This is a genomic window from Rhizobium sp. CB2179 (genome assembly GCF_057653455.1).
Genome location: NZ_CM172781.1, coordinates 1257611 through 1282899, shown reverse-complemented (window position 1 = coordinate 1282899; position 25289 = coordinate 1257611). Strand labels below are relative to the sequence as shown.

Genomic DNA, 25289 nt, shown 5'->3' with positions numbered 1-25289 from the left:
CCGGGGCATCATCTGGCGCCCGCGGGCATGCTCATTATCTCTGGCAGGCGGCCGTCATGGCCGCGTCGCCTATGCAGTCCGGCGAAGGCACGGTGACGCCGATCGCCCTTACCGATTGTTCGATTGGCGCGGCGGCCGCATCCGGCCTTGCGCTCGTCAGTGGCGCCTCTCCCGGCAGCGGCACGCGCGGGCCGATAGGCGCCGGCACCGCTGCGACGCCTTGAGCTGGTTGTGCGGTCCAGGCGCTGCGAACGGCAGCGGCCCGCGGCCGGCCGACAACGGCAGGCGCCGGCTCGTAGCCGATCGGCATCGGGCTGGCGCGATAACCGCCCTCGTCGGGATAGATCGGTGCGCCGGTGCGCCCGAGCGCCACGTCGGCGGGCGGCGGATTGCCGTAAGGGTTCCAGACCTCGCCGTCGAAGGTGCCGGTGACGGTGTAGCCATAGACGATGCCGAGCAACTGGCGCTCGCTCGCTCTCGCATCGCAAAGGCGCAGGCGCAGCTGGATCATGCCGAAATTACGCGCCTGGGTATTGGCGTTGGTGCTCGAGCGGATCTGCTGCCAGGCATAGACGCAGGTGTCGCCGGCACGGCTGCGGCCGGAGGCATAACCGAAGGGGCCATAGGCGTTCTGCAGGAAGGTCGCCGACGTCGCCATCGGCACGCCGGGGGCCGAACGGGCCACCTCGCGGGCAATGCCGCTCTCATTGATCTTGCTGAAGCCGGCATTGCCGGCGCCGGGATTGGCCCCGGAAGCGCCGAAGAACTGGACCTTCAGGGAATTCTGACCGGGCACGGAGGATGAGGTAAACAGCGAGATCGTCTGCTCGACGCCGTTGCCGCGCTTGCGCTCGACGACGCTGACGATCGACGGGCCGCCCGGCGGCGGCAGGACCAGCGCCTTTTCAGGCGCCACGGTTTCCGGCGCGGAAGGCTGGCGCACACCGCCTGTCGATGTGCAGCCGGCCATCATGCCCGCCACGGCCACCAGCAATATTGTTTTCCGCAAGCGCATGTCTCGAGCCGCCGCAATCGTCTTTCTAGAGATCCATTCGCAAGCCGAAACGCGACGGATCGTCGAATCAACGACCGGTTGGTCGTCCGTTCAGAATAAACGTCCAACATGGTTAGCGAAAAGTAAACAAGCGAGCTCTAACATCACCATCTGGGCTCTTTTCGAACGCTGTTCAGGCAGATCAACCGTATGATGCAAAAATTAATTTAGTAACAACTTAAATGCTCTCATTGCGTCTGTCACTGCTGTTGCGAAAAGCCGCGGGGAACTATGCCGCATGGCCAGCGTTGCCTTGATGTCTTAGGTAGGAAAAGGAGAAATCCAATGCGCAAGACCATGCTGGCTGCGGCCGCCATGCTGACCATCAGCTCTGCCGCCTTCGCGCAGAGCACCGTCATCGTCACCGATCCCGCACCGACCGGCTCAGTCGTATTGCCCGGCGAGGTGCGCACCTATGTGATGGAGCAAAACACACCTTCCGTCGTCTATGAAGGCGACATCGCGGTCGGCACGACGCTGCCCGATACCGTCGAAGTGCATACCGTGCCTGATATTGACGGCTACGGTTATACCGTCGTCAACGAGCGACGCGTGATCGTCGAGCCGAAGACGCATCGCATCATCCAGGTCCTGGAATAACCCGATCTTGAACTATGGACGTGCGGCCGTATTTCGGCTTCACGTCCTCTCATCTTCCATCCTCGCCGGTACATTCAGAAGTTCGCGGATCTTGTGGGCGAGCTGCTCGAGGCTGAAGGGCTTGGCAAGCAGGGAAACGCCGTGATCGAGCACCCCATTGTGAACGATGGCATTGCGGGTGTAGCCGGTCGTATAGAGGATCCGGATCGCCGGCCATTTTTCCCGGACGATATCGGCAAGCTGGCGTCCGCTCATCTGCGGCATGACGATATCGGTGAAGATCAGGTCGACTGCCGCATTTTGCTCCAGAAGCATAAGCGCTTCCATGCCGCTAGCCGCCTGCAATACGGTGTAACCGAGTTCATGCAGGCTTTCGGCGGTCATGGTGCGGACGTTCTCATCGTCCTCCACCACCAGGATCGTATCTTTGACGCTGCCCTGAGGAAGCGGCTGGGCGCCGGCGACATTCAACCGGGCGTCCGCCGCGCCGACATGACGGGGAAGATAGATCTTCAACGTCGTGCCCCTGTCGATCTCTGAATAGATCTTGATGTGGCCGCCGCTCTGCTTGACGTAGCCGTAAACTTGGCTGAGGCCGAGACCGGTGCCGTTACCGGGTCCTTTGGTCGTGTAGAACGGGTCGAAGGCTCGTTCGATCACTTCCGGCGACATGCCGGTGCCGGTGTCGGTGATGCTGATCATCACATATTGGCCTGCCTCGACCTCCGAATGCATGCGCGAATATCGCTCGTCGAGTTCGGTATTGGCGGTCTCGATCGTCAGATTTCCGCCGCCCGGCATGGCATCGCGAGCGTTGACGGCAAGGTTCAGGATGGCATTCTCGAGCTGGCTCAAATCGGCAAAGCTCGGCCAAAGGCCGCCGGCAAGCACAGTCTCGATCCGAATGTGCTCACCGAGCGTGCGACGCAGCAGCTCCGACATGCCGCCGACTAGCTTGTTGAGGTCGATCATCTCAGGGGCGAGCGGCTGCTGGCGCGAGAAGGCGAGAAGACGCGCAGTCAGCACCGCCGCTCTCTGCGCCCCGTCTCTGGCATTCTGGATGGAGTATGGCAGGCGAGGATCCTCGCTGCCGGTCAGGCGCCGCTGGGCGAGATCGAGATTGCCGATGATGATTGCCAGCATGTTGTTGAAATCATGGGCGACGCCGCCGGTCAGCTGGCCGATCGTCTCCATCTTCTGCAACTGGCGGACCTGCGCCTGAGCGGCAGCATTCTCTTCCATCTCGTGCCTGAGCTCGGCAGTGCGCTGGACCACTGTCTGTTCGAGGCGCGTGTTGAAGCTGTTCAGTTCACTGCGAAGGCGGCTTTGCCTGCCATGGGCGATGATGATCATCTCCATCAGGCCAACGATGATCACGGCATTGATAAGATAGGTGGAAAGGCCGACCCATTGGCCGGCGCTGGCCGGCCAGAAAACATTATGCGGCTCGACGAAAAACTGCTGGACAATGAAACCGGCAATCAAGGTCGCGACAAAGCCCGGCCCGGCGCCGCCTATGAAACTCGCGAGCAATATCGCCGGAAGGAAGCTCAGAAAGGGAAATCCGGAGAGAGTGTCGCTGGCGGCAAGCCTCAGAAGAAACGTCAGGCCAACGAAGGCAATGGCCAGCGGATATGTATAACCCGGCCTGTGACGCAGCCAATCCGTGGCACTCAGCAAATCCATCCGACACCCCTTCTTACAGCGCCGCGCGTCTTTCGAGAGCCGCAAAAGACGCTGCAACACTTTGAATTCCGCGTAATTTTTTCCATAAATCGATTCCGATTTATGGAATTATGCAGGAGCCGTTGCAAAGACGGCATTCCAGCTTTTGCACATCGAATTTCAACCGGCAATATGCTGTTTCTCGCACTGCCGACCACGGCGTCTTGACGAGCCGTGCAAGCAGTCCACATAAACCTCCATGCCTAAGCGTGTCGCAATCTTTCAGATTCGCTCCTCGGGCTTTAGGTCTTTGTTTTTACGCATGTCGTTATCGCAAAACCGCGCACAATTTGCGCGACATGCTTTAGCAAGGGGGCAATGGGTGAACCGGATCATGAAAGACATATTCATCGTCGAAGACGATACGCTGATTGCCATGCTGCTCGAGGACATGCTCGCCGATCTGGGCTACCGGGTCTGCGCGAGCGCGCCCGATCTGGAACGGGCGCTGACAACCGCCAGGGATACGGAGTTCGACGCTGCAATTCTCGACGTCTCACTTGCAGGGCAGAGTTCGCTGCCGGTCGCAAAGCTGCTCGATGAACGCGGCAAACCCTATCTCTATGCGACGGGATACGGTACCGCACCTGAAGGCAGCAGCCCAAGCACGCTGCCTGTGCTGCAAAAACCCTTCCAGCTCAGCGAACTCGAACAGGCGATGAAGCGGCTTACCGAAGCTTGACGTTCCTGTTCAGCGCACCTGATCGAGCAGACGCTTGCATTCCAGGAGGTCATAGAGCGCCTCCTGCAGCAGCGCTCTGTCTTCCTTGCCAACACTCGATTTGCCGATCGAGACTTCCTGCTCGTCATCTCCGGCGACGAAATTGAAGAACCGGCGGGTGATCGGCGGCTTGGCGCGGCCGACGATCTGGTCTTCGTCGGCCAAGCCGACGCGCGGTTCCCCGGCACCCGTGTCCTGCACGCCCGACGCTAGCGCCTCGACGCTGGCGAGGTCGCCGTGACCGACCGATATGACGAACTTGTTGCCGTTGGTCTTCAGAAGCTTCTGCACACCCTTGATCGTATAGCCGTGATCATAGAGCAAATGCCGGATGCCCTTGAGGAGATCGACATCTTCCGGCCGGTAGTAGCGACGGCCGCCGCCGCGCTTCATCGGCTTTATCTGGGGAAAACGCGTCTCCCAGAAGCGCAGCACATGCTGCGGCAGATCAAGATCGTCTGCGACTTCGCTGATGGTGCGAAAGGCATCGGGGCTCTTGTCCAACGTCATGCTGTTACGCGACCTCGCGGCTCGATCCTACGGCGACTCATCATATTTCAACGGTTTGGCGCCGACAATTCAAGTCATGTCTTGACGTTGCGCACAAGGATGGAGAGTGCGAGGGAGAAAAAAAGCCGTTTCCGAAACGGAAAGCCAATTATCAGGGAGCCGGATTCTGCGGCTTCAGCTTGATCTTGCGAGCGACATGCGACTTGAGGATGCGCGTCTTCAACACGTTCGACGCCTTGAAGGTCATGACCCGGCGGGGGGAAATCGGAACCTCCTCGCCGGTCTTCGGGTTGCGGCCGATCCGCTCGTTCTTGTCGCGCACCTGGAAGGTGGCGAAGGAGGAAAGCTTGACGGTTTCACCACGCACGATGGCGTTGCAGATCTCGTCGATGACGGTTTCCACAAGTTCGGCAGATTCGGTCCGGGAAAGCCCAACCTTTCGGAAAACGGATTCCGCCAGGTCTGCTCGCGTCACTGTTTTTCCGGTCATGGTTTCCCCGCCCATACAAAATATTTTGTGAAATCGCACGAAGAGTATTTGTCTTGCGCCTTACGGTCAAGCTCTTGTTCGCCGCCAGTTTTTTAGGATTCGTGCCTACCAGCGCAGCAGAACCGCACCCCAGGTAAAGCCGCCACCCATCGCTTCGAGCATCACCAGGTCGCCCTTCTTGATGCGGCCGTCGCCGGCAGCAGTCGCAAGTGCCAACGGGATCGAGGCGGCCGACGTATTGCCGTGCAGGTCGACGGTGATGACCACCTTCGCGGCATCGATGTTCAGCTTTTTCGCCGAACCGTCGATAATGCGGCGATTGGCCTGGTGGGGCACCAGCCAGTCGAGGTCATCGGCAGTGGTGCCGGTCGAATCGAAAGCCGCCTGAATGACATCGGTGATCATGCCGACGGCGTATTTGAAGACCTCGCGACCTTCCATGCGCAGCTTGCCGACAGTGCCGGTGGTCGACGGTCCGCCATCGACATAGAGCTTTTCCTTGTGCGAGCCGTCGGAACGCAGATGCGCGGTCAGCACGCCGCGATCGCTAACGGTTCCCTCGCCTTCGGTCGCTTCGAGTATGATCGCGCCGGCGCCGTCGCCGAAAAGCACGCAGGTGGTACGGTCGTTCCAGTCGAGAATGCGCGAAAAAGTTTCGGCGCCGATGACGAGAACGCGCTTTGCCAGGCCGCCGCGGATATAGGCATCCGCGGTCGTCACCGCATAGACGAAACCGGTGCAGACGGCCTGGACGTCGAAGGCGAAGCCGTGACTCATGCCGAGCCGGTTCTGGATGTTGACCGACGTGGCCGGAAACGTGTTGTCCGGTGTCGAGGTGGCACAGATGACAAGATCGATATCGGCAGGTGTCAGGCCGCCATTGGCAAGCGCTGCGCGTGCGGCGGCCTCGCCGAGCGACGCCGTCGTTTCGTCATCGCCGGCGACATAACGCTGGCGGATGCCGGTGCGCTGGACGATCCATTCGTCGGATGTGTCGACGATGGCCTCCATGTCACGATTGGTCATCACGCGCTTCGGAAGTGCGGCTCCGAACCCGCGAACCACTGAACGGATCATCTTTGATTGAACCCCATCGCTCATGCCGCTTCCGGGCCCATCGGGGGCAGCCGCTTGGCATGATATTTCTTAAGATCGTTTTCTATTTTCTGATTGAGGCCGTTCTTGGCCATGTCGTAGCCGACTTCGATGGCGGCTGCGATGCCTTCGGCATTCGCCCCGCCATGGCTCTTGATGACGATGCCGTTCAGGCCGAGAAACACGCCGCCATTGACCTTGCTCGGATCGAGCTTCTCGCGAAGCATGTCGAAGGCGCTTTTGGCGAAGAGGTAGCCGATACGGGCGAGCAGCGTGCGCGACATGGCGGCCCGCAGATATTCGCCGATCTGCTTGGCGGTGCCTTCGGCGGTCTTGAGCGCGATGTTGCCGGAGAATCCTTCGGTGACGACGACGTCGACCGTACCCTTACCAAGGTCGTTGCCCTCGACGAAGCCGGAATATTCGAGCGAGTCGATGTTTGCCTCGCGCAACAGCCGGCCTGCCTCCTTGACCTCCTCCTGGCCTTTCATCTCCTCGACGCCGACGTTGAGAAGGCCAACCGTCGGACGTTCGACTTCGAAAAGCGCGCGCGCCATGGCGCCGCCCATCAGGGCAAAATCCATCAGCTGCTGCGCATCGGCGCCGATCGTCGCGCCGACATCGAGCACGATGCTCTCACCCTTCAGCGTCGGCCAGATCGCGGCAATCGCCGGACGCTCGATATTGGCCATGGTGCGCAGACAGAATTTCGCCATCGCCATCAGTGCGCCGGTATTGCCGGCCGAGACCGCGACATCGGCCTCCCCCGTCTTCACCGCCTCGATCGAGCGCCACATGGTGGAGATGTAGCGGCCTCGGCGCAGCGCCTGGCTCGGCTTCTCATCCATGGCGACGGCAAGCTCGCAGTCGTGAAAGATCGATTTTTCCTTGAGTTTCGGAAATTTGGCGAGAACCGGATCGCACTGTTCCTTGAGACCGTAGAGAACGAAGGAAATATCCGGATGCCGATCCAACGCCTTGGCGGCGCCGGGGATGACAACCTGGGGACCAAAGTCGCCACCCATGAGGTCGAGAGATATTCTGATCACGCGTCCCTGATCCTTCTTTTCGCCGAGGGCGAAATTTCGGCCAAAATACCGGTTTTGGCGTCGCTTACAACTGAATTGTGTCAAATGCCAGAGGGGCTTCAGTCCTTTTTCCAGTCCTTGAGAGCTGCGAAAGCGGAAGGCTTTTTGTCGTCCTCGCCGCTGTCTTCGACGTGGCCGGAGAATTCTATACCCTGCTTGCGCGGATAGGGATCGATCGCGAGCGCGGCGAATTCGGCAACCACCTCGCCGGCGTCGATCGTATCGCCGACAAAGTTTTCGGGCAGATCGGGACCGTCTGGATCGAGCAGCATCTCGCCGGCGTCGTTGCCGGCCTGACGGGCAAGCTTGGAGCCCTCCGGCACGAAGATCTGCTCGAAGCTCTCGTCGATGGCGGATTCGACCGGTTCCAGCGTCACGACGCAGGACTGGACGATCTTCGCCTTCACCCGGCCCTTGATGCGCACGCCGTCGCGCTTCCAGCGGGCAATCTGCAGATCGGCGCTGAGATCGTCGACGGAGACGACATTCCAGGTCCGGGCCAACGCCTTCAGTTCGCTGGCGTCGGCTTCGACATGGACCTCGACGGGGTTGGCCGAGATATGGCCGACCTTGACGTGATAGGAGAAGGGAACACCGTCCCGATCATTCTGCATCGTTTCCTCCTTCAGCTGACCGGCGGGAGCGTTGCCGAACCGGTGGCGATTACCTCTTCGGCCGCGGCGGACAGATGCGATTCTGCAACCATCATCCATCCGGCGAGACCGGACATATCGGCCGGCGCCGAGGTTTCGGGGTAGATATTGCGCTGAAGGGCAAGAGCGAGGGCTTCGGCATCGCCTGTGTCCATCGCCTTCGAATAGGCTTCGAGCCGGCCGTAAAACATGCCGGCGAGCTTCTTCATGCGCTTCGGCACGCTGTTGTCGCCGATGCCGAGTTCCCGGATCGAATAGTCGATATCCTGGAAGAAAGCGTCGACGATCTCCTGGGCGATCTCCTGGCCGCTGGTGGCGGAAGCACGGGTGCGGCGAAAAAACAGAATCATGGCAATCGACAGCATCTCGAAACGGCCCATGACCGTATCCGGCACATTGAGGCGCTCGTAGAGTTCCGGCATGCGCGCGGCCGCCGTCAACGCCGCATATTGCCTGTCGACGATCGCTTGATTGTTGTTTTTCTTGCGGAAGAGCCCGAGGATCATTGTTTTTTCCGGAAATGCCTCATTCTTCATGCCGGCTGGCGTTTGGCCTTGTTGCATGATTTCGAAAGCTGGTTTACCGAAGCAGGCGCGAATTGCAATGCCGATCATGGCCAGTTTCGGGACGACGCCTTCGACGCGTCAGCGAAGCGAATTCGGGAAATTCGACCCGGAATGGCCACAATGGTTTTGCAGGAGGTAAAGCGTGCAAGGCCCAGAATGGCTGCTATCGACACTCACAGGGAGTAGATGTCGTTGAAGAAACGGTATTTCAAGTCTGACATGAAATTCTTCAGCAATGCGGCCATTGCCCTCATAATTGCCTCCACTACCGCTCTCTCCGGTTGCCAGACCAGCACCGTTCTCAACGGCGGCTACGTCGCCGACCAGCAGTCGCTGAACCTCGTTCCGGAAGGCTCCAGCCGCGAGCAGGTGCTGCTTTCGCTCGGCACCCCGTCGACGACGGCGACCTTCGACGGCGAAGTCTTCTACTACATCTCGCAGCGGCGCACGCGTGCGGTCGCCTTCCAGAAGCTGAAGGTCGTCGATCAAAGCGTTCTGGCGATCTATTTCGACAAGGACGGCGTCGTCAGCCGCCGCGCCAACTATGCGCTGCAGGACGGCAAGGTGTTCGACACGATCGGACGCGTCACGCCGACCGGCGGCAAGGAACTCACCTTCCTGCAACAGATGCTTTCCGGCGGCAGCGCCGCAAGTGCTGCCCGCAGCCTGTTCGGCGGTGGCGCCGGCGGCACGCCGCAGAACCCAAGCAGCCTGCGCTGATCGGACACGCCTCATACGAAAACCCGCCGGATCGCTCCGGCGGGTTTTTTAATGGTCGTCGCTGCGCCAGCTTGAAGTGTGCCAAGCCGGCGGCGTTGTTTATCCGGCGAGAACGGCGAGCAGCAGCAGCGCGACGATGTTGGTGATCTTGATCGCCGGGTTGACGGCGGGGCCGGCGGTATCCTTGTAGGGATCGCCGACGGTATCGCCGGTGACGGAGGCCTTGTGCGCATCCGAACCCTTCATGTGACGCACGCCGTCCTTGTCGACGAAACCGTCTTCGAAGCTCTTCTTGGCGTTGTCCCAGGCGCCGCCGCCTGATGTCATCGAGATGGCGACGAAGAGGCCGTTGATAATGACGCCGAGCAGCGATGCGCCGAGGGCGGCAAAGGCGGAGGCCTTGGAGCCGGAGATGAGAAGCACGCCGAAATAGACGACGATCGGCGCCAGCACCGGCAGCAGCGACGGCACGATCATCTCACGGATGGCGGCCTTGGTCAGAATGTCGACCGCCCTGCCGTAATCCGGCTTTTCCGTGCCCTGCATGATGCCGGGCTTTTCCTTGAACTGACGGCGGACTTCCTCGACGATCGCGCCGGCTGCACGGCCGACGGCGGTCATGGCGATGCCACCGAAGAGGTAGGGAATGAGACCTCCAAAGATCAATCCCGCCACCACGTAAGGGTTGGAAAGATCGAAGGAAATTTCGCCGATGCCGGCAAAATATGGGAACTTGTCGCCATTCGCCGCAAAATATTTGAGGTCGTAAGAGTAGGCCGCGAAGAGAACCAGAGCGCCGAGACCGGCAGAACCGATGGCGTAGCCCTTGGTGACTGCTTTGGTCGTATTGCCGACGGCATCAAGCGCATCGGTGGATTTGCGCACCTCCGGCGGCAGATGCGCCATTTCGGCGATACCGCCGGCATTGTCCGTTACCGGTCCGAACGCGTCGAGCGCGACGATCATTCCGGCGATGCCGAGCATGGCCGTGACCGCAATGCCGGTGCCGAACAGGCCGCCGAGCTGATAGGTGGCAAGAATGCCACCAACGATGACGATGGCAGGCAAGGCCGTCGATTCCAGCGAAACGGCCAGGCCCTGGATGACGTTGGTGCCGTGACCGGTGACCGAGGCCTGGGCGATCGAATTGACCGGACGCTTGCCGGTGCCGGTGTAGTATTCGGTGATCACCACGATCAGCGCAGTGACGACAAGGCCGACGATGCCGCAGAGGAAGAGGTGCGTGCCGGATATATCGGCGCCTCCGACGGAACCGATCGATCCCCAGCCGATGGTGAGCGAGGTGGCAGCACCAAGGCCGACGATCGACAGCAGACCGGTTACGATCAAGCCCTTGTAGAGAGCGCCCATGATCGAGCCGTTCGAGCCGAGTTTGACGAAGAAAGTGCCGATGATCGAGGTGATGATGCAGGCACCGCAGATCGCCAGCGGATAGACCATCGCCGACTGGAGGATCGGCGCGCCGGCAAAGAATATCGCGGCGAGAACCATGGTGGCGACGACAGAGACCGCGTAGGTCTCGAAAAGGTCGGCGGCCATGCCGGCGCAGTCGCCGACATTGTCGCCGACGTTATCGGCGATCGTTGCCGGGTTGCGCGGATCGTCCTCGGGAATGCCGGCCTCGACCTTGCCGACGAGATCGCCGCCGACATCGGCGCCCTTGGTGAAGATGCCGCCGCCGAGACGGGCAAAGATCGAGATCAGCGACGCGCCGAAGCCGAGCGCCACCAGCGCATCGATGACTTCGCGCGAGCCGCTCTCATGGCCGAGCCCGATGGTCAATACCGTATAGTAGATGGAGACGCCGAGCAGCGCCAGGCCGGCCACCAGCATGCCGGTGATCGCACCCGACTTGAAGGCGATGTCGAGGCCGGCGGAAAGGCTGACGGAAGCCGCCTGGGCGGTGCGCACATTGGCGCGGACGGAGACGTGCATGCCGATGAAACCAGCAGCACCGGAAAGCACGGCGCCAATCAGGAAGCCGATCGCGGCCTCGCCGGAAAGAAGCAGCCAGGCTAAAATGAAAACAACAACGCCGACAATGGCAATGGTTCTGTACTGGCGCGTCAGATAGGCTTGAGCGCCTTCGCGGATATAGCCCGCGATCTCCTGCATGCGGCTATTGCCCTGATCGGCGGCAAGCACCGACCGGGTTGCCCAGGCGGCATAAACCACCGAGAGCAGACCGCATGCGATTACGCATAAAAGAATCGTCATTTCGCTCTTTCCTCCCATAGGCCGGAGATCACTCCTTCTCCGGCAGATACGCCGCCGAATCGCCTTCCTCTCCACAGAAATGCCACAGCTAAGCGGTGCGGAGATTGCGTGGTCGATCACGTGGCGTCAAGACCGCAAGGGGCGAAAACCATTGCGGTACGAAGAAAGACGTAGGGGGATTATTTGGCGGCTAAAGACTTATTTCTTCGCCTCGCCGCGGACCTGCTTTGCGATGCGGTCGAGCACAGCGTTGACGAGCTTCGGCTCGTCGTCATCGAAGAAGGCCTGGGCGATCTCGACATATTCGGTGACGATGACCGCCACCGGAACGTCCTTGCGGTCGGTGATCTCGAAGACGCCGGCGCGCAGGATGGCGCGCACGGTGCTGTCGAGGCGCGACAAGGCCCAATCATCCTGCAGGGCTGCGGCAATCAGCGGATCGAGGCGGACCTGATCGCGCACGACGCCGGAAACGATGGAACGGAACCAGGCGACATCGGCCTTCAGATAGGTCGCGCCGTCAAGTTCCTGGCCAAGACGGTGCGCCTCGTATTCGGCGACGATCTCCAAAACGCCGGTGCCGCCGACATCCATCTGATACAGTGCCTGAACGGCAGCAAGGCGGGCAGCGCCCCGCTGGTTTGCAGTCTTGACCGGCCGTTCCGTCTTGTCGTCGTTCATTCGTTATGCACCCAGTTTCTGCTTCAGCTCGATCATGGTCAGAGCTGCACGAGCGGCAAATCCGCCCTTGTCCTTATCCGCGCGGCGCGCGCGCGCCCATGCCTGTTCGTCGTTTTCGACGGTCAGGATGCCGTTGCCGATGGCAAGGGACTCGCTGACCGCAAGATCCATCAAGGCGCGCGAGGATTCATTCGACACGATATCGAAGTGATAGGTCTCGCCGCGAATGACCATGCCGAGGGCGACATAGCCGTCATAATGCGTTCCGCCATTGTCGTCTCCATCGAGCGACATGGCAATCGCTGCCGGAATTTCCAGTGCGCCGGGAACGGTGACAACCTCAAAGGTGGCGCCGGCCTCTGTCAATGCGAAGGTTGCGCCTTCGAGCAGGGCGTCGGCCATGTCGTCGTAGAAGCGGGCCTCAACGATCAAAATATGGGGAGCGGTCTCTCTCGGCATGGTTCACCTTCGGTTGGCGGGACATTTACCCACTCGGCAGCCCGCGGTCAAAACATGCCTTCGGCCGAATGGCAAGCAATTTCGCCTGATGCCGCAATACGAAAGGCGAAATTCTGCAAGGGGATAGCAGCACTATAGATGCACAGCTGGGCAAGCCTCTCAAATCAGCTTTCCCGGTCGCCTGGAAAGCGGCAATTCGAAGGCAGTTTTCGTGAACAATTCTTAATGGATTTTCAGTGGCTTAATCCATTGAATCGCGAATGGAAGAATGCCAATTCCATGTCGTAACGCAGACGATCCCCTGCAACGACAGCCGACCGTCTAAGCAGATGAAAGGATACCAATCATGCACCGCGTTCTCACCATCACCCTCGCTGCCGCCCTCTCCTCCCTCGCCTTTGCCGGCGTCAGCCGGGCCGAAAGCCTTGGGATGAACACGGCCCAGGGCATCGAGCAGACACTCCGGACCTTCCACGGCAATGACTTCAATGTCGAACAGGTCCACAACTGGCGCAACCTCGACGACGAGACGACCGGTCCGCGCTCGGCACCGGAACGTTCTGGTCAGGCCGTTCACGGCATCCAGGCCTCGATCGACGCCAACAGGTCGCTTGCCCACCGGCTCAACAACGAAGGCGTCGACGTCCGCAACATCGTCAACGCCGAGCAGGCAGCTGATGGAAGCGTGACCTTCTACGTCCGCTGACGCTCCAGCGCATACCCCCGAAAATCGGAACGATCTTCGGGGGTATGCGTGGGTTAAAAGGGATCGAGCGTCTGGCGCACCTTGTTCGATGCGTGGCGCTCATAGCATGGGCGGCGGTCTCCTCTCCGCCCATGCTGGGGATATCAGAGATAGGCTCAGATAATCATTGAATTTTCCCGGGATGACGGCTTCTCTTGTTGAAACAGGAGGACGTCATGGCAACGGAACAGAAGGCGGTGATCAATACCGCCGATCTCAAGCTCGACCACTGGAAACAGGGCGAGCTCTATGAAAGCACCGACACCTCTTTCGGCGCGCTACTTGGCCTGGCCGGGCTCGGCGTCAGCTACAACGAGGTACCGCCCGGCAAATCGGGCTGTCCCTTCCACAACCATCACGTCGAAGACGAGCTCTTCTATGTGATCGCGGGCGCCGGCGAATACCGCTTCGGCGACGCGCGCCATGCGATCAAGGCCGGCGACGTGCTCGGCGCGCCGGCAGGCGGACCGGAAACGGCGCACCAGATCATCAACACCGGCACCGCCACACTCGTCTATCTCGGCATCTCGACCATGGCGAAGACCGAGATCGTCGAATATCCCGATTCCGGAAAGTTCCTTGCCAAGACGAACAGGGACGGTGCAGAAACCAAGCGCTTCCGCCACATCGGACGGTCGGAAGGCGATCTCGACTATTGGGACGGCGAGCCCGGCGCATGAAGGATCCGATGTGACCGACATTCCGACTCTCGAAACGGCGCGGCTGACGCTTCGCCCTCACCGCCTCGACGATTTCGACGCGCACGCGGCGCTGTGGGCGGACGAGCATGTCGTGCGCTTCATCACCGGCGTGCCGTCGACACGTGAGCAGAGCTGGAACCGCATGCTGCGCATTGCCGGCATGTGGCACCATATGGGCTTCGGCTTTCTGGCGATCGTCGAAAAGGAGAGCGGCCGGTTCATCGGCGAAGCGGGCTTCCTCGAAGCCCGGCGCGAGATGGAACCCTCGATCGAGGGGACGATGGAGGTAGGCTGGGCGCTGATGCCTTCGGCGCACGGCTGCGGTTATGCCACCGAGGCGCTGACCGTCCTGATCGGCTGGGCGGAAACGCATTTCCCAGGAAAACCGATGAGCTGCATCATCAGCCCCGAGAACCAGGCCTCGCTGCGGGTCGCAGCCAAGCTCGGCTTCCGCGAGACGGCGCGCACACAGTACAATGGCGAGATCATTCAGTTTTCGCGGTAGGGAATTCCACCAAGCGGGCAACATAGCGCGCGCCATTGCGGGCTTGCTCACATTTGCCGACATCGCCAACAGCAACGGCAAGTTTAAGAAAATGGATATCGACACCCTCAACTTGCGACACCCAACTTCATCCCCGGATGGGTCCGGACTTCGCACCTGCTACGCGCAAGGAACGCACTTTAGAGTCGCTGACAAGAGGCAGAAACGCTTGGAATACTGCCGTCCGCCACCTTGACACAACTAAGCATTGACGGGCGAGCCGCGTGGTAATTGCAGCCGGCAGAAACTCCCCATCCATAAGAGGCTGATCACAAATATGACCATTTTCATTGTTTGCCACAAGGATTTGCCGAGCTACCCTCCTCCCGAGGGCTCGAAAATCATATGGCTCAATTCTAAACCTCCTTTGGACAACAAGGGAATGGATGTCATTGCCGGCTATGATTTTTTCAGCGAGCCGGAGGAGATTCACGCGAAATTGTCAGGATCGCTGGGAACGATCGTAATCGCGAAAGTCGTTTCCGAAGAAGCAGCAAAGCCTCGCAACATTACTATCTGGCAGTATCGTAAATTTTTAACACGACTAAAAATAGGAACACCAAATCCCGAATATCCCGGGATGAATACAGCAACCTCAGAAGAAGTAGGAATCATAAAACCGGAGAATCCGGCGATTTTTACAGAAAGCTTCTTCTTACCTCGGCCATTAAATCTCCATAACATATCTCAACACTATGCACGCTTCCACAATATTGTTGACTTCCTGCGATATACAGCGTTTGCAATCGAAGCAAACACTTTAACGCAAGCCGAAGCTTTGCAATTTTTTAATTCCAGCACTTTCGTTCCTGGAGGCATTGAACTCGGCACGTATCCGACGGACTGGTGGCTGGATACTTTTGTGCGCCTTGTGGCGCCGTCTTTTGAATTTGCGAAACGATATCAACCGTTTCAATCCGAAGACCCCGTGCAGAAACGTGCGATCTCATTTTGCCAGGAGCGTCTGGGAAGCTATCTTCTAATCAAACGGATAGCCGAACTCTATGGCAATAGCTTACCTGGGTCCTTGTTCGGAGAAATAGCGACCGTATCGAATGATGGGGTCTACAAAAGCGGCGTATAAACCGAGGCGGCCCAACGTAAAATCGCAACTCTTTGCGATACTGGCAGCAGAAGCGGCTGAGCCAATGAAGCTGGCTAGAAAAAGCCGACCCCAGATAGTCGAGCTCCCACACTCCCGCCAGGCTGACCAGTGAAAGTTCTGCGAACAGTGTGGCGCAAGCTTCACCTCAAATAGTAGGCACCAAACAGGCTCGAGTTGCCGTTCTGCGGATTTCCCATACAGACGGCAGCCCTTCGCGAAGGACAATACCTTGACGATCAATCAGCCCATTTCTTCTTTGCCGGCCGGTCTTCCTGATCTGGCGCTTCTCACGGAGAAGGCTGCGGGCACTGGATCCGTCATTGTCTATCAGCCTTATCTCGATCCCTCGCAGCGCAGCCAGCTCGATGCGGCTGCCATGCCGCTCGACATCTCGTTCAATACGCAGGCTACGACCCGCGAATATGAACTCTTCCTCACGCTGCATCAGCATCACGAGGCGATCGGCCTCGGCGACGACGTGTTTTGGGGGCTGCTCTCCAGCAAATTCGAGATGAAGTCGGTGACGAGCTTTCCGGCTTTCGTCACCGAGGCGGAAAAGGCCAGGGCGGAAGGTGCGGATGCCTATCTCTACAATCCACTGATCGGCCACGCCGCGATCTACAGCAACGTCTGGGAACATTCGCTGCTTGGCGGCCATCCAGGCATGGACCCGATCTTCCTGCATATCCAGGAGCTCGGCTATCCGATCGCACCGCCGCAAGACAAAACCACCTTCGCGTTCTGCAACTATTTCTGCGGCAACAGGAAGTTCTGGTCCGGATATTTCGCCTTCTGCGAACGTATTCTGGGATCGCTGGAAAATGAAGCGCGCCTCGGCACGCCGGCGGGCACTGCCTATGCCGGTTCGGCGCAGTATTCACGCGACGCCAACGCAACGATGCGCCCCTTCGTGATCGAGCGGCTGCTCGGGCTCTATGTCCAGCAGACTGCTGCCAAAGGATTGAAGATCGCCGCCTTCGTGCCGGCGCCTGCCCATTTCGAGTGGAAGTTCGGCGTCCGCCTCGGCCGGATGCTGCATGGTCTCTTCGCCGCCAAGGAGGCTTTTCTTCTGAGCCGCGACCAGGCCCACTTGACCTCTTGGCAGGAGGGCCGTCAACCATTGATCAAGCAGCCGCACCTTATCTGGGGCGCTGATGATCCGCCCGGCTGGATGCCGCGGGGCCAATTTATCGGCGGCCGCGAATTGATGCGCGCCTATGCCCCTCAGGCGTCAGGCGCTTCCCCGGTACAGCCGCAGCCGGTGCAGACGGAAAGGCCCGCTATATCAGCCGCGCCGAAGATCGAGCAGCCGCTCCGCAACCTGTTGCAGCCCTTTGCCGGCGGATGGCAGGCACACAGGGATCGTCATTGCATCTGGATCGTGACGCCCGACAACTACAATCACAGCCACGCCTTCGACGAAGTCGCGCTTGGCCTACAGGGCGCCTTCGAGGAACTCGGCGGCTCAGCACCGATCACCCGGGACATGAACGCATTCGCCGGCCGTGCGCCGATCATTTATGGCGGCAATCTTCTCCCCGCCGAAATCGTCAGCCATCTGCCAAAGGACAGCGTCGTCATCAATCTCGAGCAGGTGTCCGAAGAAAGCATCTGGATCAATTCGCGCTACACCTCGATCCTGAAGTCGCTTCCGGTTCTCGACTACAGCCCGCGCAACCGGGAGAATCTCGCCGCCAAAGGCATTGATCACGCCGGCGTGCTCGAGATCGGCTATAGCGGCTGCCTCAGCCAGATACAGCACGCCGCCGTCAAAGATATCGACGTGCTCTTCTACGGCTCGATGAACGAACGCCGCCACCATATCCTGAAGACGCTGAAGGACGGCGGGCTCGAGGTCGCGCACCTCTTCAACATCTACGGCGCGGAACGCGATGCGGCGATTGCCCGCGCCAAGATCGTGATCAACATCCATCATTATGCGAGCGGCGTCTTCGAGATCGTGCGCATTTCCTATCTGCTCGCCAATCGCGTTTGCGTGCTGACGGAAGGCGACATCCGCGATCCGGACCTTCAGCCCTTCATCGGCGGCTTGGCAATTGAGCCCTATGACGACATGATCGAGCGCTGCTACAAGCTGATCGCAGATGCCGACGAGCGCGATGCCATTGCCGCGGCAGGCCTTGCGGCCATGCGAAGCCGCTCGCAGGCGGACATGCTGATGAGCGTCATGAGGGCGGGCGCTTGATAAAGGCCGCAAAAAGGTAAGTCATGCGTATTGAGACCACGGCCATCGAGGGCATCATTGCGATCACGCCGCCGCGCTTCGGCGATCACCGCGGCTACTTCTCCGAAGTATTCAAGGATGCCTGGTTCCGGGAAAATGTGGCCGACGTCACGTTCATCCAGGACAATGAATCGCTTTCGGCGCAGACCGGCACCGTCCGGGGGCTGCATTTCCAGATACCGCCTTTCGCACAGGGCAAGCTGGTGCGCTGTCTTGCCGGGCGGATCATGGATATCGTCGTCGATATCCGCGAGGGATCGCCGAGCTTCGGTAAATGGCTCTCTCAGGAGCTCTCGCCGGAAAATGGTATGCAGCTCTGGGTACCGGCCGGTTTCGCACACGGATTCGCAACGCTCGAGCCGAACAGCGTCATCAGCTACAAGGTAACCGCACCCTACAGCCCGCAGCATGATCGGGGCATCGCGTGGAACGATCCGGCGATCGGTATCCGCTGGCCCTTCTATGAGAGAGACATGGTATTGTCCGACAAGGACAAGACGCTGCCGCGGCTCGCCGACCTGCCAGGCCATTTTTCCTGTTCAGCACAGCAACCCAGGGATTGATCGACGATGCGCATACTGGTCACGGGCGGAGCGGGCTTCATCGGATCGGCATTGGTGCGCCATCTCGTCAGCGAGATCGGCGCCGAGGTGCTGAATGTCGACACGCTGACCTATGCCGGCAATCTGGCATCGCTGAAATCCGTCGAATCGGCGCCGAACTATCAATTCCTGCAGGCCGACATCTGCGACCGCGCCAGGATGCAGGAAGCATTCGCGTCCTTCCGCCCTGATATCGTCATGCATCTCGCGGCAGAGAGCCATGTCGACCGCTCTATCTCGGGCGCGGACGATTTCATTCAGACCAACATCGTCGGCACATTCAGCCTGCTGGATGCCGCACGGCACTATTGGGATGGGCTCGACGCTCGCCGCAAGAGTGCCTTCCGCTTTCTGCATGTCTCGACGGACGAGGTCTACGGCTCGCTCGGCGACGAGGGCCTCTTCGAGGAGACGACGCCTTACGACCCGTCCTCGCCCTACTCCGCCTCCAAGGCCGCCAGCGACCATCTGGCGATCGCCTGGCACCGCACCTACGGCCTGCCCGTCGTTGTCTCGAATTGCTCCAACAACTACGGCCCGTTCCATTTCCCCGAAAAGCTCATTCCGCTAATGATCCTGAACGCACTGGAGGGCAAGCCTCTTCCCGTTTACGGCAATGGCGCGAATGTCCGCGACTGGCTCTATGTCGAAGACCACGCCCGCGCGCTCTTCACGATCGCATCCAGTGGGCGCCCCGGCGAAAAATACAATGTGGGCGGCCGCAATGAGCGCAGGAACATCGATGTCGTTCATCGCATCTGCGTTATTCTCGACGGCGTCTACAGTGACAAGGGACCGCATGCACGTCTGATCACCAATGTCACGGACCGCCCCGGACACGACGCACGCTATGCGATCGACGCCTCCAAACTCGAAAGCGAACTCGGCTGGAAGGCGCAAGAGACCTTCGAAACCGGCATCGAGAAGACCGTGCACTGGTACTTGGAAAACGAATGGTGGTGGAGGCCGCTGCGCGAAAATGTCTACTCCGGCGAACGCCTCGGCGTTTTCAAGGGACGATAAGCGATGCGCATTGCCGTCACCGGCAAACAGGGCCAGGTCGTTCAGTCGCTGCTCAGACGGGGCGCTGAAATGGGCGTCGAAATCAGCGCGGTCGGGCGCCCGGAAATGGACCTCGCGGATCCTGCAAGCATCGCAGCCGCCTTCTCGGCTCTGCGGCCGGATGTGATCGTCTCGGCGGCTGCCTATACGGCGGTCGACAAGGCCGAGAGCGAACCCGAGCTTGCTTTTTCCGTCAACGCAGCAGGCGCCGGGGCGGTTGCCGAGGCTGCTGCGCGGATCGGGGCCCCGGTCATCCACATTTCGACCGACTACGTCTTCAGCGGCGACAAGGCCTCCGCCTATTCCGAAGAGGATGCGACGGCGCCGATCTCCGTCTATGGGCGTTCGAAGCTCGCGGGCGAGAAGGCCGTCGCGGCGGCGAACCCGAACCACGTCATCTTGCGTACCGCCTGGGTCTATTCGCCCTTTGGCGCCAACTTCGTGAAAACGATGCTGCGGCTTTCCGAGACGCGCGATCATCTTCGCGTCGTCGCCGATCAGACAGGATGCCCGACCTCGGCACTCGACATCGCCGACGCGATTCTTGCGATCGCATCCCGTATCGTAGCGGACCCTGCGCCATCGCTGCGCGGCACCTTTCACCTGACCGGCAGCGGCGAGGCAAGCTGGGCGGACTTCGCCGAAGAGATATTCACGGAGCTTTCTAAATCCGGCGGCAGAAACGTCGGCGTCGAGCGCATCCCGACGGCGGACTATCCGACACCGGCGAAGCGGCCCGCCAATTCACGTCTCAACGGCGACAAGCTCGCCAGAACCTATGGAATCCGGCTGCCGGAGTGGAAGCAGTCCATGACTTTTGTCATGCAAGACCTTTTGAATAAGGGTCTTTAAGGAGATGGGCATGAAGGGAATTATTCTCGCCGGCGGCACAGGCACGCGTCTGCATCCGATCACGCAGGCCGTTTCGAAACAGTTGATGCCGGTCTACGACAAGCCGATGATCTACTATCCGCTAACGACGCTCATGCTCGCAGGCATCAGGGAGTTGCTGATCATCACCACGCCTCACGACGTCGAAGCCTTCAAGCGCCTTCTTGGTGACGGCTCGCAATGGGGAATCTCGCTGACCTATGCCGTACAGCCGAGCCCGGACGGCCTCGCCCAGGCTTTCATCATCGGCGCCGACTTCGTGCACGGCGACAGCTCGGCACTCGTTCTCGGCGACAACATCTTCTACGGGCACGGACTGCCGGAAATCATGAAATCCGGCACGGGTCGGCGGGAAGGCGCAACGGTGTTCGCCTATCACGTCACCGATCCGGAACGCTATGGCGTTGTCGGCTTTGACAAAAAGATGAATGCCCTGTCGATCGAGGAGAAGCCGAAGAAGCCAAAATCGAACTGGGCGGTGACCGGCCTCTATTTCTACGACCAGCAGGTGGTCGATATCGCCGCCAACCTGAAGCCGTCACCGCGCGGCGAATTGGAAATCACCGATGTCAACCGCACCTATCTCGAGCGCGGCCAGCTTTTCGTGGAGCTGATGGGCCGGGGCTATGCCTGGCTCGACACCGGCACGCCGGACAGCCTGCTCGATGCCGCAGGTTTCGTCAGCACGCTGGAGAAACGCCAGGGCTTCAAGATCGCCTGCCCTGAAGAAGTCGCCTGGCGCATGGGTTACATCTCGCAGAACGACCTCGCCAAGCTCGCAGAGAAGCTCGGCAAGAGCGCCTACGGCCAGTATCTGACGAAGCTGTCCCCGGATTGGTGAGCTATCGGGCCGACGCCGCGTCGCAGACGCGCAGTTGGATGCGTCGACGAGCGCCTGATGATGTTTCGCGCCCAGCATGCCAGTCGTGGTGTGACCCTGAAAACCGTCACAGGTTTTTGATTCAGGTGCTCGGGAATTCGGCCAGCCTGGCGGCATAACGCGCCATGGTGTCGACTTCGAAATTGACGAAATCGCCAGCCTTGCGATCACCCCAGGTGGTGACCTCGAGCGTGTGGCGGATGAGCAGCACATCGAAATCCGTGCCGTCGACGGCATTGACCGTCAACGAAGTACCGTCGAGTGCAATCGAACCCTTGGGGGCGATGAATTTCGCCAGATGTTCGGGCGCGCGCAGACGGTAGCGGGTGGCGTCGCCCTCTGATGTCACCGAGAGGATTTCCGCCTTGCCGTCGACGTGGCCGGAAACGATGTGACCGCCGAGTTCATCGCCGATCTTCAGCGACCGCTCGAGATTGATACGGCTGCCTTCCTGCCAGGTGGCGATGGTCGTCAGCCGCAGCGCCTCTTCCCAGGCCTCGACCTCGAACCAGCGGCCGTTGCTACCTTCCTGCGGCAGGCCGGTGACGGTGAGGCAGATGCCGGAGTGCGAGATGGATGCGCCCATATCGATGGTCGCCGGGTCGTAACTCGTCGCAACGCGGAGCTTGATGCCCTCCTTCAGCGGTGAAACGGATTCGATCGTACCGATATCGGTGACTATTCCGGTGAACATCAAAGCCCTCTTTCGTATTCGTCCAGGCGATCGCCGCCGAACATCAGCGTGCCCGTATGGGCAAAACCCGATGGTATGTCGGTAGCATCAAGCGGGGATTCAATACCGCGCTCGCCGATCACAACAGGCCCTTGATAATGCTGGATGCGGTCCACAAGGCCAGCCTCGAGGAAAAGCCGCGCCGTCTTTGCACCGCCCTCGACCAGAAGCGAGGAAATACCGCGCGTCGCGAGTGCCGGCAACAGGACTTCCGGATGATAGGGATTGCAATGGACGACTTCGACGCCTGCGGCTTCGAGGGCTGCGCGGCGGGAGTCCATGTCTGTGGGATCTGTGGGTGGGTTACCCCCCTCTGCCCTGCCGGGCATCTCCCCCACAGGTGGGGAGATTGGCTGGGGGCTAGCCTCTTGCCCCACATCTTGCCTGGAGGCGAAACCATCATCATCGGAAGCTGGAGAACGCGGAGCAGGCTCCTTGCCGATCTCCCCCCTTGTGGGGGAGATGTCCGGCAGGACAGAGGGGGGTAGCCCCTCCGCATCCGCCGACAACGGCCACACTTCCTCGCTCGCCACCACGATGACCGGCACTTCCCGCGCCGTCGCGACGAGCTTGCTGGTCAGCGGCAATGCCAGGGAAGGATCGAGGACGATGCGGATCGGCGATTGCGATTCAAGACCTGGCGAACGCACCGTCAGCAGCGGATCATCCGCAATCGCGGTGCCGATGCCGACGAGGATCGCATCGGTTTCGGCGCGCAGCGCCTGCACCTGGGCACGGGCTTCCGGGCCTGTTATCGCCACCTGCCCTGCCCCCTCGCGGCCGATCATGCCATCGGCGGAAACGGCAAGTTTGAGAGTCACATAGGGCCGGTTCTTCGTCTGGCGGGTGAGATAGGCGGCAAGCGAGTGCCTGCCTTCAGCCTCCAGCACGCCGGTATCCACCTCTATGCCGGCTTCGCGCAGCATGGCGATGCCGCGGCCGGAGACCCGCGGATCGGGATCGGTGACGCTGATGACGACGCGGGCAACGCCATAAGCGATCAGCGCCTCGGAACAGGGCGGCGTCCTGCCGTGATGCGAGCAGGGTTCGAGCGTCACATAAGCGGTGGCGCCGCGGGCGAGCGCGCCGGCCTCAGCGAGCGCTTGCGTCTCGGCATGCGGGCGGCCACTGAGCGCCGTCACCGCACGGCCGACGATGACGCCATCCTTGACGATCAGGCAGCCGACGGAGGGGTTGGTGGCGGTGCGGCCGAGATGCCAGCGCGACAGGCGGATCGCCGCCGCCATGAAACGTTCGTCATGCGGCGTGATGCTCATGGCTCACCTGTCCAGCGGGTCGCGGGCGATCTTGGCGTTGATTTCGGAAATGACCTTCTCGAAATCCTCGGCAAGCGAGAAATCCCGATAGACCGAGGCGTAGCGCACGAAGCCGACATCATCGAGGCTCTTCATGGCTTCCAGCACCTGCAGGCCGATCTGCTCGGAGGAGATCTCGGTCTCGCCGGAGCTTTCAAGACGCCGGACGATGCCGGAGACGGCGCGCTCGATGCGGTCCCGCTCGACCGGGCGTTTGCGCAGCGCCACTTCGAAGGAGCGCACCAGCTTGTCGCGGTCGAAGGGCACCTTGCGGCCGGTCTTCTTGATGACCATCAGCTCGCGCAGCTGCACGCGCTCGAACGTGGTGAAGCGGCCGCCGCAATCGGGACAGATACGCCGCCGGCGGATGGACGTGTTGTCCTCCGCCGGGCGCGAATCCTTGACCTGGGTATCTTCCGAACCGCAATAGGGGCAGCGCATCCCTGCTCCTTATCCCAAGTAATCATACATGGGGAAGCGGTCGGTGAGGCTGACCACCTTGCCGCGCACCGCGGCTTCGACGGCGGCGTTGCCTTCATCGGAATTCGCGACCTTCAGGCCGTCGAGGACCTCGACGATGAGATTGCCGATCTCGCGGAATTCGGCTTCCTTGAAGCCGCGGGTCGTGCCGGCCGGCGCGCCGAGACGCACACCCGAGGTGACGAAGGGCTTTTCCGGATCGAAGGGAATGCCATTCTTGTTGCAGGTGACGTAGGCGCGGCCAAGGGCTGCCTCGGCGCGCTTGCCGGTGGCATTCTTCTTGCGCAGGTCGACCAGCATCAGGTGGTTGTCGGTGCCGCCGGAGACGACGTCGAGGCCGCCTGCCATCAGCGTCTCGGCAAGCGCCTTGGCATTCTTGACGACCTGGGCGGCATAATCCTTGAATTCCGGCTGCAGCGCCTCGCCGAAGGCCACAGCCTTGGCGGCGATGATGTGCATCAGCGGGCCGCCCTGCAGACCGGGGAAGACAGCCGAATTGAACTTCTTCGCCAGATCCTCGTCATTGGTGAGGATGACGCCGCCGCGCGGGCCGCGCAGCGACTTGTGGGTCGTCGTCGTCGCGACATGGCAATGCGGGAATGGCGACGGATGAACCCCACCGGCGACGAGGCCGGCAATATGGGCCATGTCGACCATGAGGTAGGCGCCAACCGAGTCGGCGATCTCGCGGAAGCGCTTCCAGTCCCAAATGCGGGAATAAGCAGTGCCGCCGGCGATGATGAGCTTCGGCTTGGTTTCCTCGGCCTTGCGGGCGACTTCATCCATGTCAAGCAGGTTGTCGCCTTCGCGCACGCCGTAGGAGACGACGTTGAACCACTTGCCGGACATGTTGACCGGCGAACCGTGCGTGAGGTGGCCGCCCGAATTCAGGTCGAGCCCCATGAAGGTATCGCCGGGCTGCAGCAGCGCCAGGAACACGGCCTGGTTCATCTGCGAGCCGGAATTCGGCTGGACGTTGGCGAAATTGACGCCGAACAGCTTCTTGGCGCGCTCGATTGCCAGTTCCTCGGCGATATCGACGAACTGGCAGCCGCCGTAATAACGCTTGCCGGGATAACCCTCGGCATATTTGTTGGTCATGATGGAGCCCTGGGCTTCCAGCACGGCGCGGGAGACGATGTTCTCAGAAGCGATCAGTTCGATCTCGTGCCGTTGGCGACCGAGTTCCTTTCCGATCGCGCCGAAAATGTCCGGATCGACGTCCGCAAGCGAGCGATTGAAGAAGGATTCGGTGGAAGCATTGGTCATGGGCGGGCTCCTCAACTGGAATGCGCTGAGGTATTAGCCTTCCGCCGTGGCGAGGGCAATACGAAGAACGACATTTGCTGAGCAAAGCGCGCGCTTGCGCTCTTTTGCGGTCGTAC

27 protein-coding genes are annotated in these 25289 nt (G+C 60.6%); 12 read left to right on the top strand and 15 right to left on the bottom strand.

The features are described from left to right. Nucleotides 1-34 precede the first annotated feature (34 nt). A complete protein-coding gene (bcsN, locus tag AC244Q_RS06445; RefSeq protein ID WP_128405777.1) occupies nucleotides 35-1015 on the bottom strand; it encodes a cellulose biosynthesis protein BcsN in 981 nt (326 codons plus the stop codon). A gap of 324 nt (nucleotides 1016-1339) precedes the next feature. Between bcsN and AC244Q_RS06440 the strand changes: the two genes are divergently transcribed. After that, a complete protein-coding gene (locus AC244Q_RS06440) occupies nucleotides 1340-1654 on the top strand; it encodes a DUF1236 domain-containing protein (RefSeq protein ID WP_012756907.1) in 315 nt (104 codons plus the stop codon). Nucleotides 1655-1693: 39 nt separating this feature from the next. On the opposite strand, the gene AC244Q_RS06435 is transcribed toward AC244Q_RS06440, so the two are convergent. Further along, on the bottom strand, nucleotides 1694-3340 hold the full coding sequence (locus AC244Q_RS06435) for an ATP-binding protein (RefSeq protein ID WP_128405776.1): 1647 nt from the start codon (nucleotides 3338-3340) through the stop codon (nucleotides 1694-1696). 373 nt (nucleotides 3341-3713) lie between these two features. On the opposite strand from AC244Q_RS06435, the gene AC244Q_RS06430 reads away from it, so the two are divergent. Then, nucleotides 3714-4061: a response regulator gene (locus tag AC244Q_RS06430; RefSeq protein ID WP_017993577.1), complete on the top strand. Its 348-nt coding sequence runs from the start codon at nucleotides 3714-3716 to the stop codon at nucleotides 4059-4061. A 9-nt stretch (nucleotides 4062-4070) separates the two neighbouring features. On the opposite strand, the gene AC244Q_RS06425 is transcribed toward AC244Q_RS06430, so the two are convergent. The 6 genes from AC244Q_RS06425 to AC244Q_RS06400 all read right to left on the bottom strand — a co-directional run bounded on the left by AC244Q_RS06425 (nucleotide 4071) and on the right by AC244Q_RS06400 (nucleotide 8550). Further along, nucleotides 4071-4610, bottom strand: coding sequence for a MerR family transcriptional regulator (locus AC244Q_RS06425; RefSeq protein ID WP_012756904.1), 540 nt, complete (start codon nucleotides 4608-4610; stop codon nucleotides 4071-4073). Nucleotides 4611-4761: 151 nt separating this feature from the next. Beyond that, the gene (locus tag AC244Q_RS06420; protein WP_003558352.1) at nucleotides 4762-5100 is read right to left on the bottom strand and encodes an integration host factor subunit alpha; all 339 of its coding nucleotides are present in this window, start codon (nucleotides 5098-5100) and stop codon (nucleotides 4762-4764) included. A gap of 105 nt (nucleotides 5101-5205) precedes the next feature. Beyond that, nucleotides 5206-6177 carry a beta-ketoacyl-ACP synthase III gene (locus AC244Q_RS06415; RefSeq protein ID WP_012756903.1) on the bottom strand — a complete coding sequence of 324 codons (972 nt, stop codon included), beginning with the start codon at nucleotides 6175-6177 and terminating at the stop codon, nucleotides 5206-5208. Between the two features lie 20 nt (nucleotides 6178-6197). Next, entirely contained in the window at nucleotides 6198-7244 is a 1047-nt protein-coding gene (gene plsX / locus AC244Q_RS06410) for a phosphate acyltransferase PlsX (protein ID WP_012756902.1), read from the bottom strand. A 98-nt stretch (nucleotides 7245-7342) separates the two neighbouring features. Continuing rightward, nucleotides 7343-7897 carry a YceD family protein gene (locus AC244Q_RS06405; protein WP_012756901.1) on the bottom strand — a complete coding sequence of 185 codons (555 nt, stop codon included), beginning with the start codon at nucleotides 7895-7897 and terminating at the stop codon, nucleotides 7343-7345. Between the two features lie 11 nt (nucleotides 7898-7908). After that, nucleotides 7909-8550 (bottom strand): ubiquinol-cytochrome C chaperone family protein, encoded by a 642-nt coding sequence (locus AC244Q_RS06400; RefSeq protein WP_128405775.1) that lies wholly within the window; start codon nucleotides 8548-8550, stop codon nucleotides 7909-7911. A 138-nt stretch (nucleotides 8551-8688) separates the two neighbouring features. Here AC244Q_RS06400 and AC244Q_RS06395 point away from each other — a divergent pair, with 138 nt between their 5' ends. Then, a complete protein-coding gene (locus tag AC244Q_RS06395) occupies nucleotides 8689-9222 on the top strand; it encodes an outer membrane protein assembly factor BamE (RefSeq protein ID WP_012756899.1) in 534 nt (177 codons plus the stop codon). A gap of 99 nt (nucleotides 9223-9321) precedes the next feature. Here the strand turns inward: AC244Q_RS06395 and AC244Q_RS06390 are convergent, their stop codons facing one another. From AC244Q_RS06390 to ribH, 3 genes are all read right to left on the bottom strand, one after another. Next, nucleotides 9322-11460: a sodium-translocating pyrophosphatase gene (locus AC244Q_RS06390; protein WP_012756898.1), complete on the bottom strand. Its 2139-nt coding sequence runs from the start codon at nucleotides 11458-11460 to the stop codon at nucleotides 9322-9324. Nucleotides 11461-11658: 198 nt separating this feature from the next. Further along, nucleotides 11659-12141, bottom strand: a complete 483-nt coding sequence (gene nusB, locus AC244Q_RS06385; RefSeq protein WP_012756897.1) for a transcription antitermination factor NusB — start codon at nucleotides 12139-12141, stop codon at nucleotides 11659-11661. 3 nt (nucleotides 12142-12144) lie between these two features. Beyond that, nucleotides 12145-12600, bottom strand: a complete 456-nt coding sequence (gene ribH / locus AC244Q_RS06380; RefSeq protein WP_113545992.1) for a 6,7-dimethyl-8-ribityllumazine synthase — start codon at nucleotides 12598-12600, stop codon at nucleotides 12145-12147. A gap of 346 nt (nucleotides 12601-12946) precedes the next feature. Between ribH and AC244Q_RS06375 the strand changes: the two genes are divergently transcribed. The 9 genes from AC244Q_RS06375 to rfbA all read left to right on the top strand — a co-directional run bounded on the left by AC244Q_RS06375 (nucleotide 12947) and on the right by rfbA (nucleotide 21336). Next, nucleotides 12947-13306 carry a hypothetical protein gene (locus AC244Q_RS06375; protein ID WP_128405774.1) on the top strand — a complete coding sequence of 120 codons (360 nt, stop codon included), beginning with the start codon at nucleotides 12947-12949 and terminating at the stop codon, nucleotides 13304-13306. Nucleotides 13307-13521: 215 nt separating this feature from the next. Further along, nucleotides 13522-14025, top strand: a complete 504-nt coding sequence (locus tag AC244Q_RS06370; RefSeq protein ID WP_012756895.1) for a cupin domain-containing protein — start codon at nucleotides 13522-13524, stop codon at nucleotides 14023-14025. Nucleotides 14026-14035: 10 nt separating this feature from the next. Further along, nucleotides 14036-14551 (top strand): GNAT family N-acetyltransferase, encoded by a 516-nt coding sequence (locus AC244Q_RS06365; protein ID WP_128405773.1) that lies wholly within the window; start codon nucleotides 14036-14038, stop codon nucleotides 14549-14551. A 316-nt stretch (nucleotides 14552-14867) separates the two neighbouring features. After that, nucleotides 14868-15674 carry a hypothetical protein gene (locus AC244Q_RS06360; RefSeq protein WP_012756893.1) on the top strand — a complete coding sequence of 269 codons (807 nt, stop codon included), beginning with the start codon at nucleotides 14868-14870 and terminating at the stop codon, nucleotides 15672-15674. A gap of 250 nt (nucleotides 15675-15924) precedes the next feature. After that, nucleotides 15925-17901: a glycosyltransferase family 1 protein gene (locus tag AC244Q_RS06355; RefSeq protein WP_128405772.1), complete on the top strand. Its 1977-nt coding sequence runs from the start codon at nucleotides 15925-15927 to the stop codon at nucleotides 17899-17901. Between the two features lie 23 nt (nucleotides 17902-17924). Next, nucleotides 17925-18503, top strand: a complete 579-nt coding sequence (gene rfbC, locus AC244Q_RS06350) for a dTDP-4-dehydrorhamnose 3,5-epimerase (RefSeq protein WP_012756891.1) — start codon at nucleotides 17925-17927, stop codon at nucleotides 18501-18503. A 6-nt stretch (nucleotides 18504-18509) separates the two neighbouring features. After that, the gene (gene rfbB / locus AC244Q_RS06345; RefSeq protein ID WP_128405771.1) at nucleotides 18510-19565 is read left to right on the top strand and encodes a dTDP-glucose 4,6-dehydratase; all 1056 of its coding nucleotides are present in this window, start codon (nucleotides 18510-18512) and stop codon (nucleotides 19563-19565) included. 3 nt (nucleotides 19566-19568) lie between these two features. Then, entirely contained in the window at nucleotides 19569-20456 is an 888-nt protein-coding gene (rfbD, locus tag AC244Q_RS06340; protein ID WP_128405770.1) for a dTDP-4-dehydrorhamnose reductase, read from the top strand. A gap of 10 nt (nucleotides 20457-20466) precedes the next feature. Next, the gene (gene rfbA, locus AC244Q_RS06335) at nucleotides 20467-21336 is read left to right on the top strand and encodes a glucose-1-phosphate thymidylyltransferase RfbA (protein WP_128405769.1); all 870 of its coding nucleotides are present in this window, start codon (nucleotides 20467-20469) and stop codon (nucleotides 21334-21336) included. 121 nt (nucleotides 21337-21457) lie between these two features. Here rfbA and AC244Q_RS06330 read toward each other — a convergent pair whose 3' ends face one another. Genes AC244Q_RS06330 through glyA form a run of 4 tightly spaced genes read right to left on the bottom strand, consistent with a single transcriptional unit; the run spans nucleotide 21458 to nucleotide 25173 of the window. After that, on the bottom strand, nucleotides 21458-22069 hold the full coding sequence (locus AC244Q_RS06330; RefSeq protein WP_128405768.1) for a riboflavin synthase: 612 nt from the start codon (nucleotides 22067-22069) through the stop codon (nucleotides 21458-21460). Beyond that, entirely contained in the window at nucleotides 22069-23385 is a 1317-nt protein-coding gene (gene ribD / locus AC244Q_RS06325) for a bifunctional diaminohydroxyphosphoribosylaminopyrimidine deaminase/5-amino-6-(5-phosphoribosylamino)uracil reductase RibD (RefSeq protein ID WP_128405767.1), read from the bottom strand. Before ribD ends, AC244Q_RS06330 begins: the two co-directional genes overlap by 1 nt. 3 nt (nucleotides 23386-23388) lie before the next feature. After that, nucleotides 23389-23865: a transcriptional regulator NrdR gene (gene nrdR, locus AC244Q_RS06320; protein WP_003547190.1), complete on the bottom strand. Its 477-nt coding sequence runs from the start codon at nucleotides 23863-23865 to the stop codon at nucleotides 23389-23391. A 9-nt stretch (nucleotides 23866-23874) separates the two neighbouring features. Then, nucleotides 23875-25173: a serine hydroxymethyltransferase gene (gene glyA, locus AC244Q_RS06315; RefSeq protein ID WP_128405766.1), complete on the bottom strand. Its 1299-nt coding sequence runs from the start codon at nucleotides 25171-25173 to the stop codon at nucleotides 23875-23877. Nucleotides 25174-25289: the final 116 nt, after the last annotated feature.

Coding starts and splice junctions, on each gene's coding strand:
- rfbB (WP_128405771.1), top strand. CDS start 18,510: ATGCGCATACTGGTCACGGGCGGAGCGGGCTTCATCGGATCGGCATTG.
- nusB (WP_012756897.1), bottom strand. CDS start 12,141: ATGAACGACGACAAGACGGAACGGCCGGTCAAGACTGCAAACCAGCGG.
- rfbA (WP_128405769.1), top strand. CDS start 20,467: ATGAAGGGAATTATTCTCGCCGGCGGCACAGGCACGCGTCTGCATCCG.
- AC244Q_RS06425 (WP_012756904.1), bottom strand. CDS start 4,610: ATGACGTTGGACAAGAGCCCCGATGCCTTTCGCACCATCAGCGAAGTC.
- AC244Q_RS06420 (WP_003558352.1), bottom strand. CDS start 5,100: ATGACCGGAAAAACAGTGACGCGAGCAGACCTGGCGGAATCCGTTTTC.
- AC244Q_RS06370 (WP_012756895.1), top strand. CDS start 13,522: ATGGCAACGGAACAGAAGGCGGTGATCAATACCGCCGATCTCAAGCTC.
- AC244Q_RS06390 (WP_012756898.1), bottom strand. CDS start 11,460: ATGACGATTCTTTTATGCGTAATCGCATGCGGTCTGCTCTCGGTGGTT.
- AC244Q_RS06435 (WP_128405776.1), bottom strand. CDS start 3,340: ATGGATTTGCTGAGTGCCACGGATTGGCTGCGTCACAGGCCGGGTTAT.
- AC244Q_RS06440 (WP_012756907.1), top strand. CDS start 1,340: ATGCGCAAGACCATGCTGGCTGCGGCCGCCATGCTGACCATCAGCTCT.
- bcsN (WP_128405777.1), bottom strand. CDS start 1,015: ATGCGCTTGCGGAAAACAATATTGCTGGTGGCCGTGGCGGGCATGATG.
- AC244Q_RS06330 (WP_128405768.1), bottom strand. CDS start 22,069: ATGTTCACCGGAATAGTCACCGATATCGGTACGATCGAATCCGTTTCA.
- rfbD (WP_128405770.1), top strand. CDS start 19,569: ATGCGCATTGCCGTCACCGGCAAACAGGGCCAGGTCGTTCAGTCGCTG.
- nrdR (WP_003547190.1), bottom strand. CDS start 23,865: ATGCGCTGCCCCTATTGCGGTTCGGAAGATACCCAGGTCAAGGATTCG.
- AC244Q_RS06395 (WP_012756899.1), top strand. CDS start 8,689: ATGTCGTTGAAGAAACGGTATTTCAAGTCTGACATGAAATTCTTCAGC.
- ribH (WP_113545992.1), bottom strand. CDS start 12,600: ATGCCGAGAGAGACCGCTCCCCATATTTTGATCGTTGAGGCCCGCTTC.
- AC244Q_RS06430 (WP_017993577.1), top strand. CDS start 3,714: ATGAAAGACATATTCATCGTCGAAGACGATACGCTGATTGCCATGCTG.
- AC244Q_RS06400 (WP_128405775.1), bottom strand. CDS start 8,550: ATGATCGGCATTGCAATTCGCGCCTGCTTCGGTAAACCAGCTTTCGAA.
- ribD (WP_128405767.1), bottom strand. CDS start 23,385: ATGAGCATCACGCCGCATGACGAACGTTTCATGGCGGCGGCGATCCGC.
- AC244Q_RS06415 (WP_012756903.1), bottom strand. CDS start 6,177: ATGATCCGTTCAGTGGTTCGCGGGTTCGGAGCCGCACTTCCGAAGCGC.
- AC244Q_RS06405 (WP_012756901.1), bottom strand. CDS start 7,897: ATGCAGAATGATCGGGACGGTGTTCCCTTCTCCTATCACGTCAAGGTC.
- rfbC (WP_012756891.1), top strand. CDS start 17,925: ATGCGTATTGAGACCACGGCCATCGAGGGCATCATTGCGATCACGCCG.
- glyA (WP_128405766.1), bottom strand. CDS start 25,173: ATGACCAATGCTTCCACCGAATCCTTCTTCAATCGCTCGCTTGCGGAC.
- AC244Q_RS06360 (WP_012756893.1), top strand. CDS start 14,868: ATGACCATTTTCATTGTTTGCCACAAGGATTTGCCGAGCTACCCTCCT.
- AC244Q_RS06375 (WP_128405774.1), top strand. CDS start 12,947: ATGCACCGCGTTCTCACCATCACCCTCGCTGCCGCCCTCTCCTCCCTC.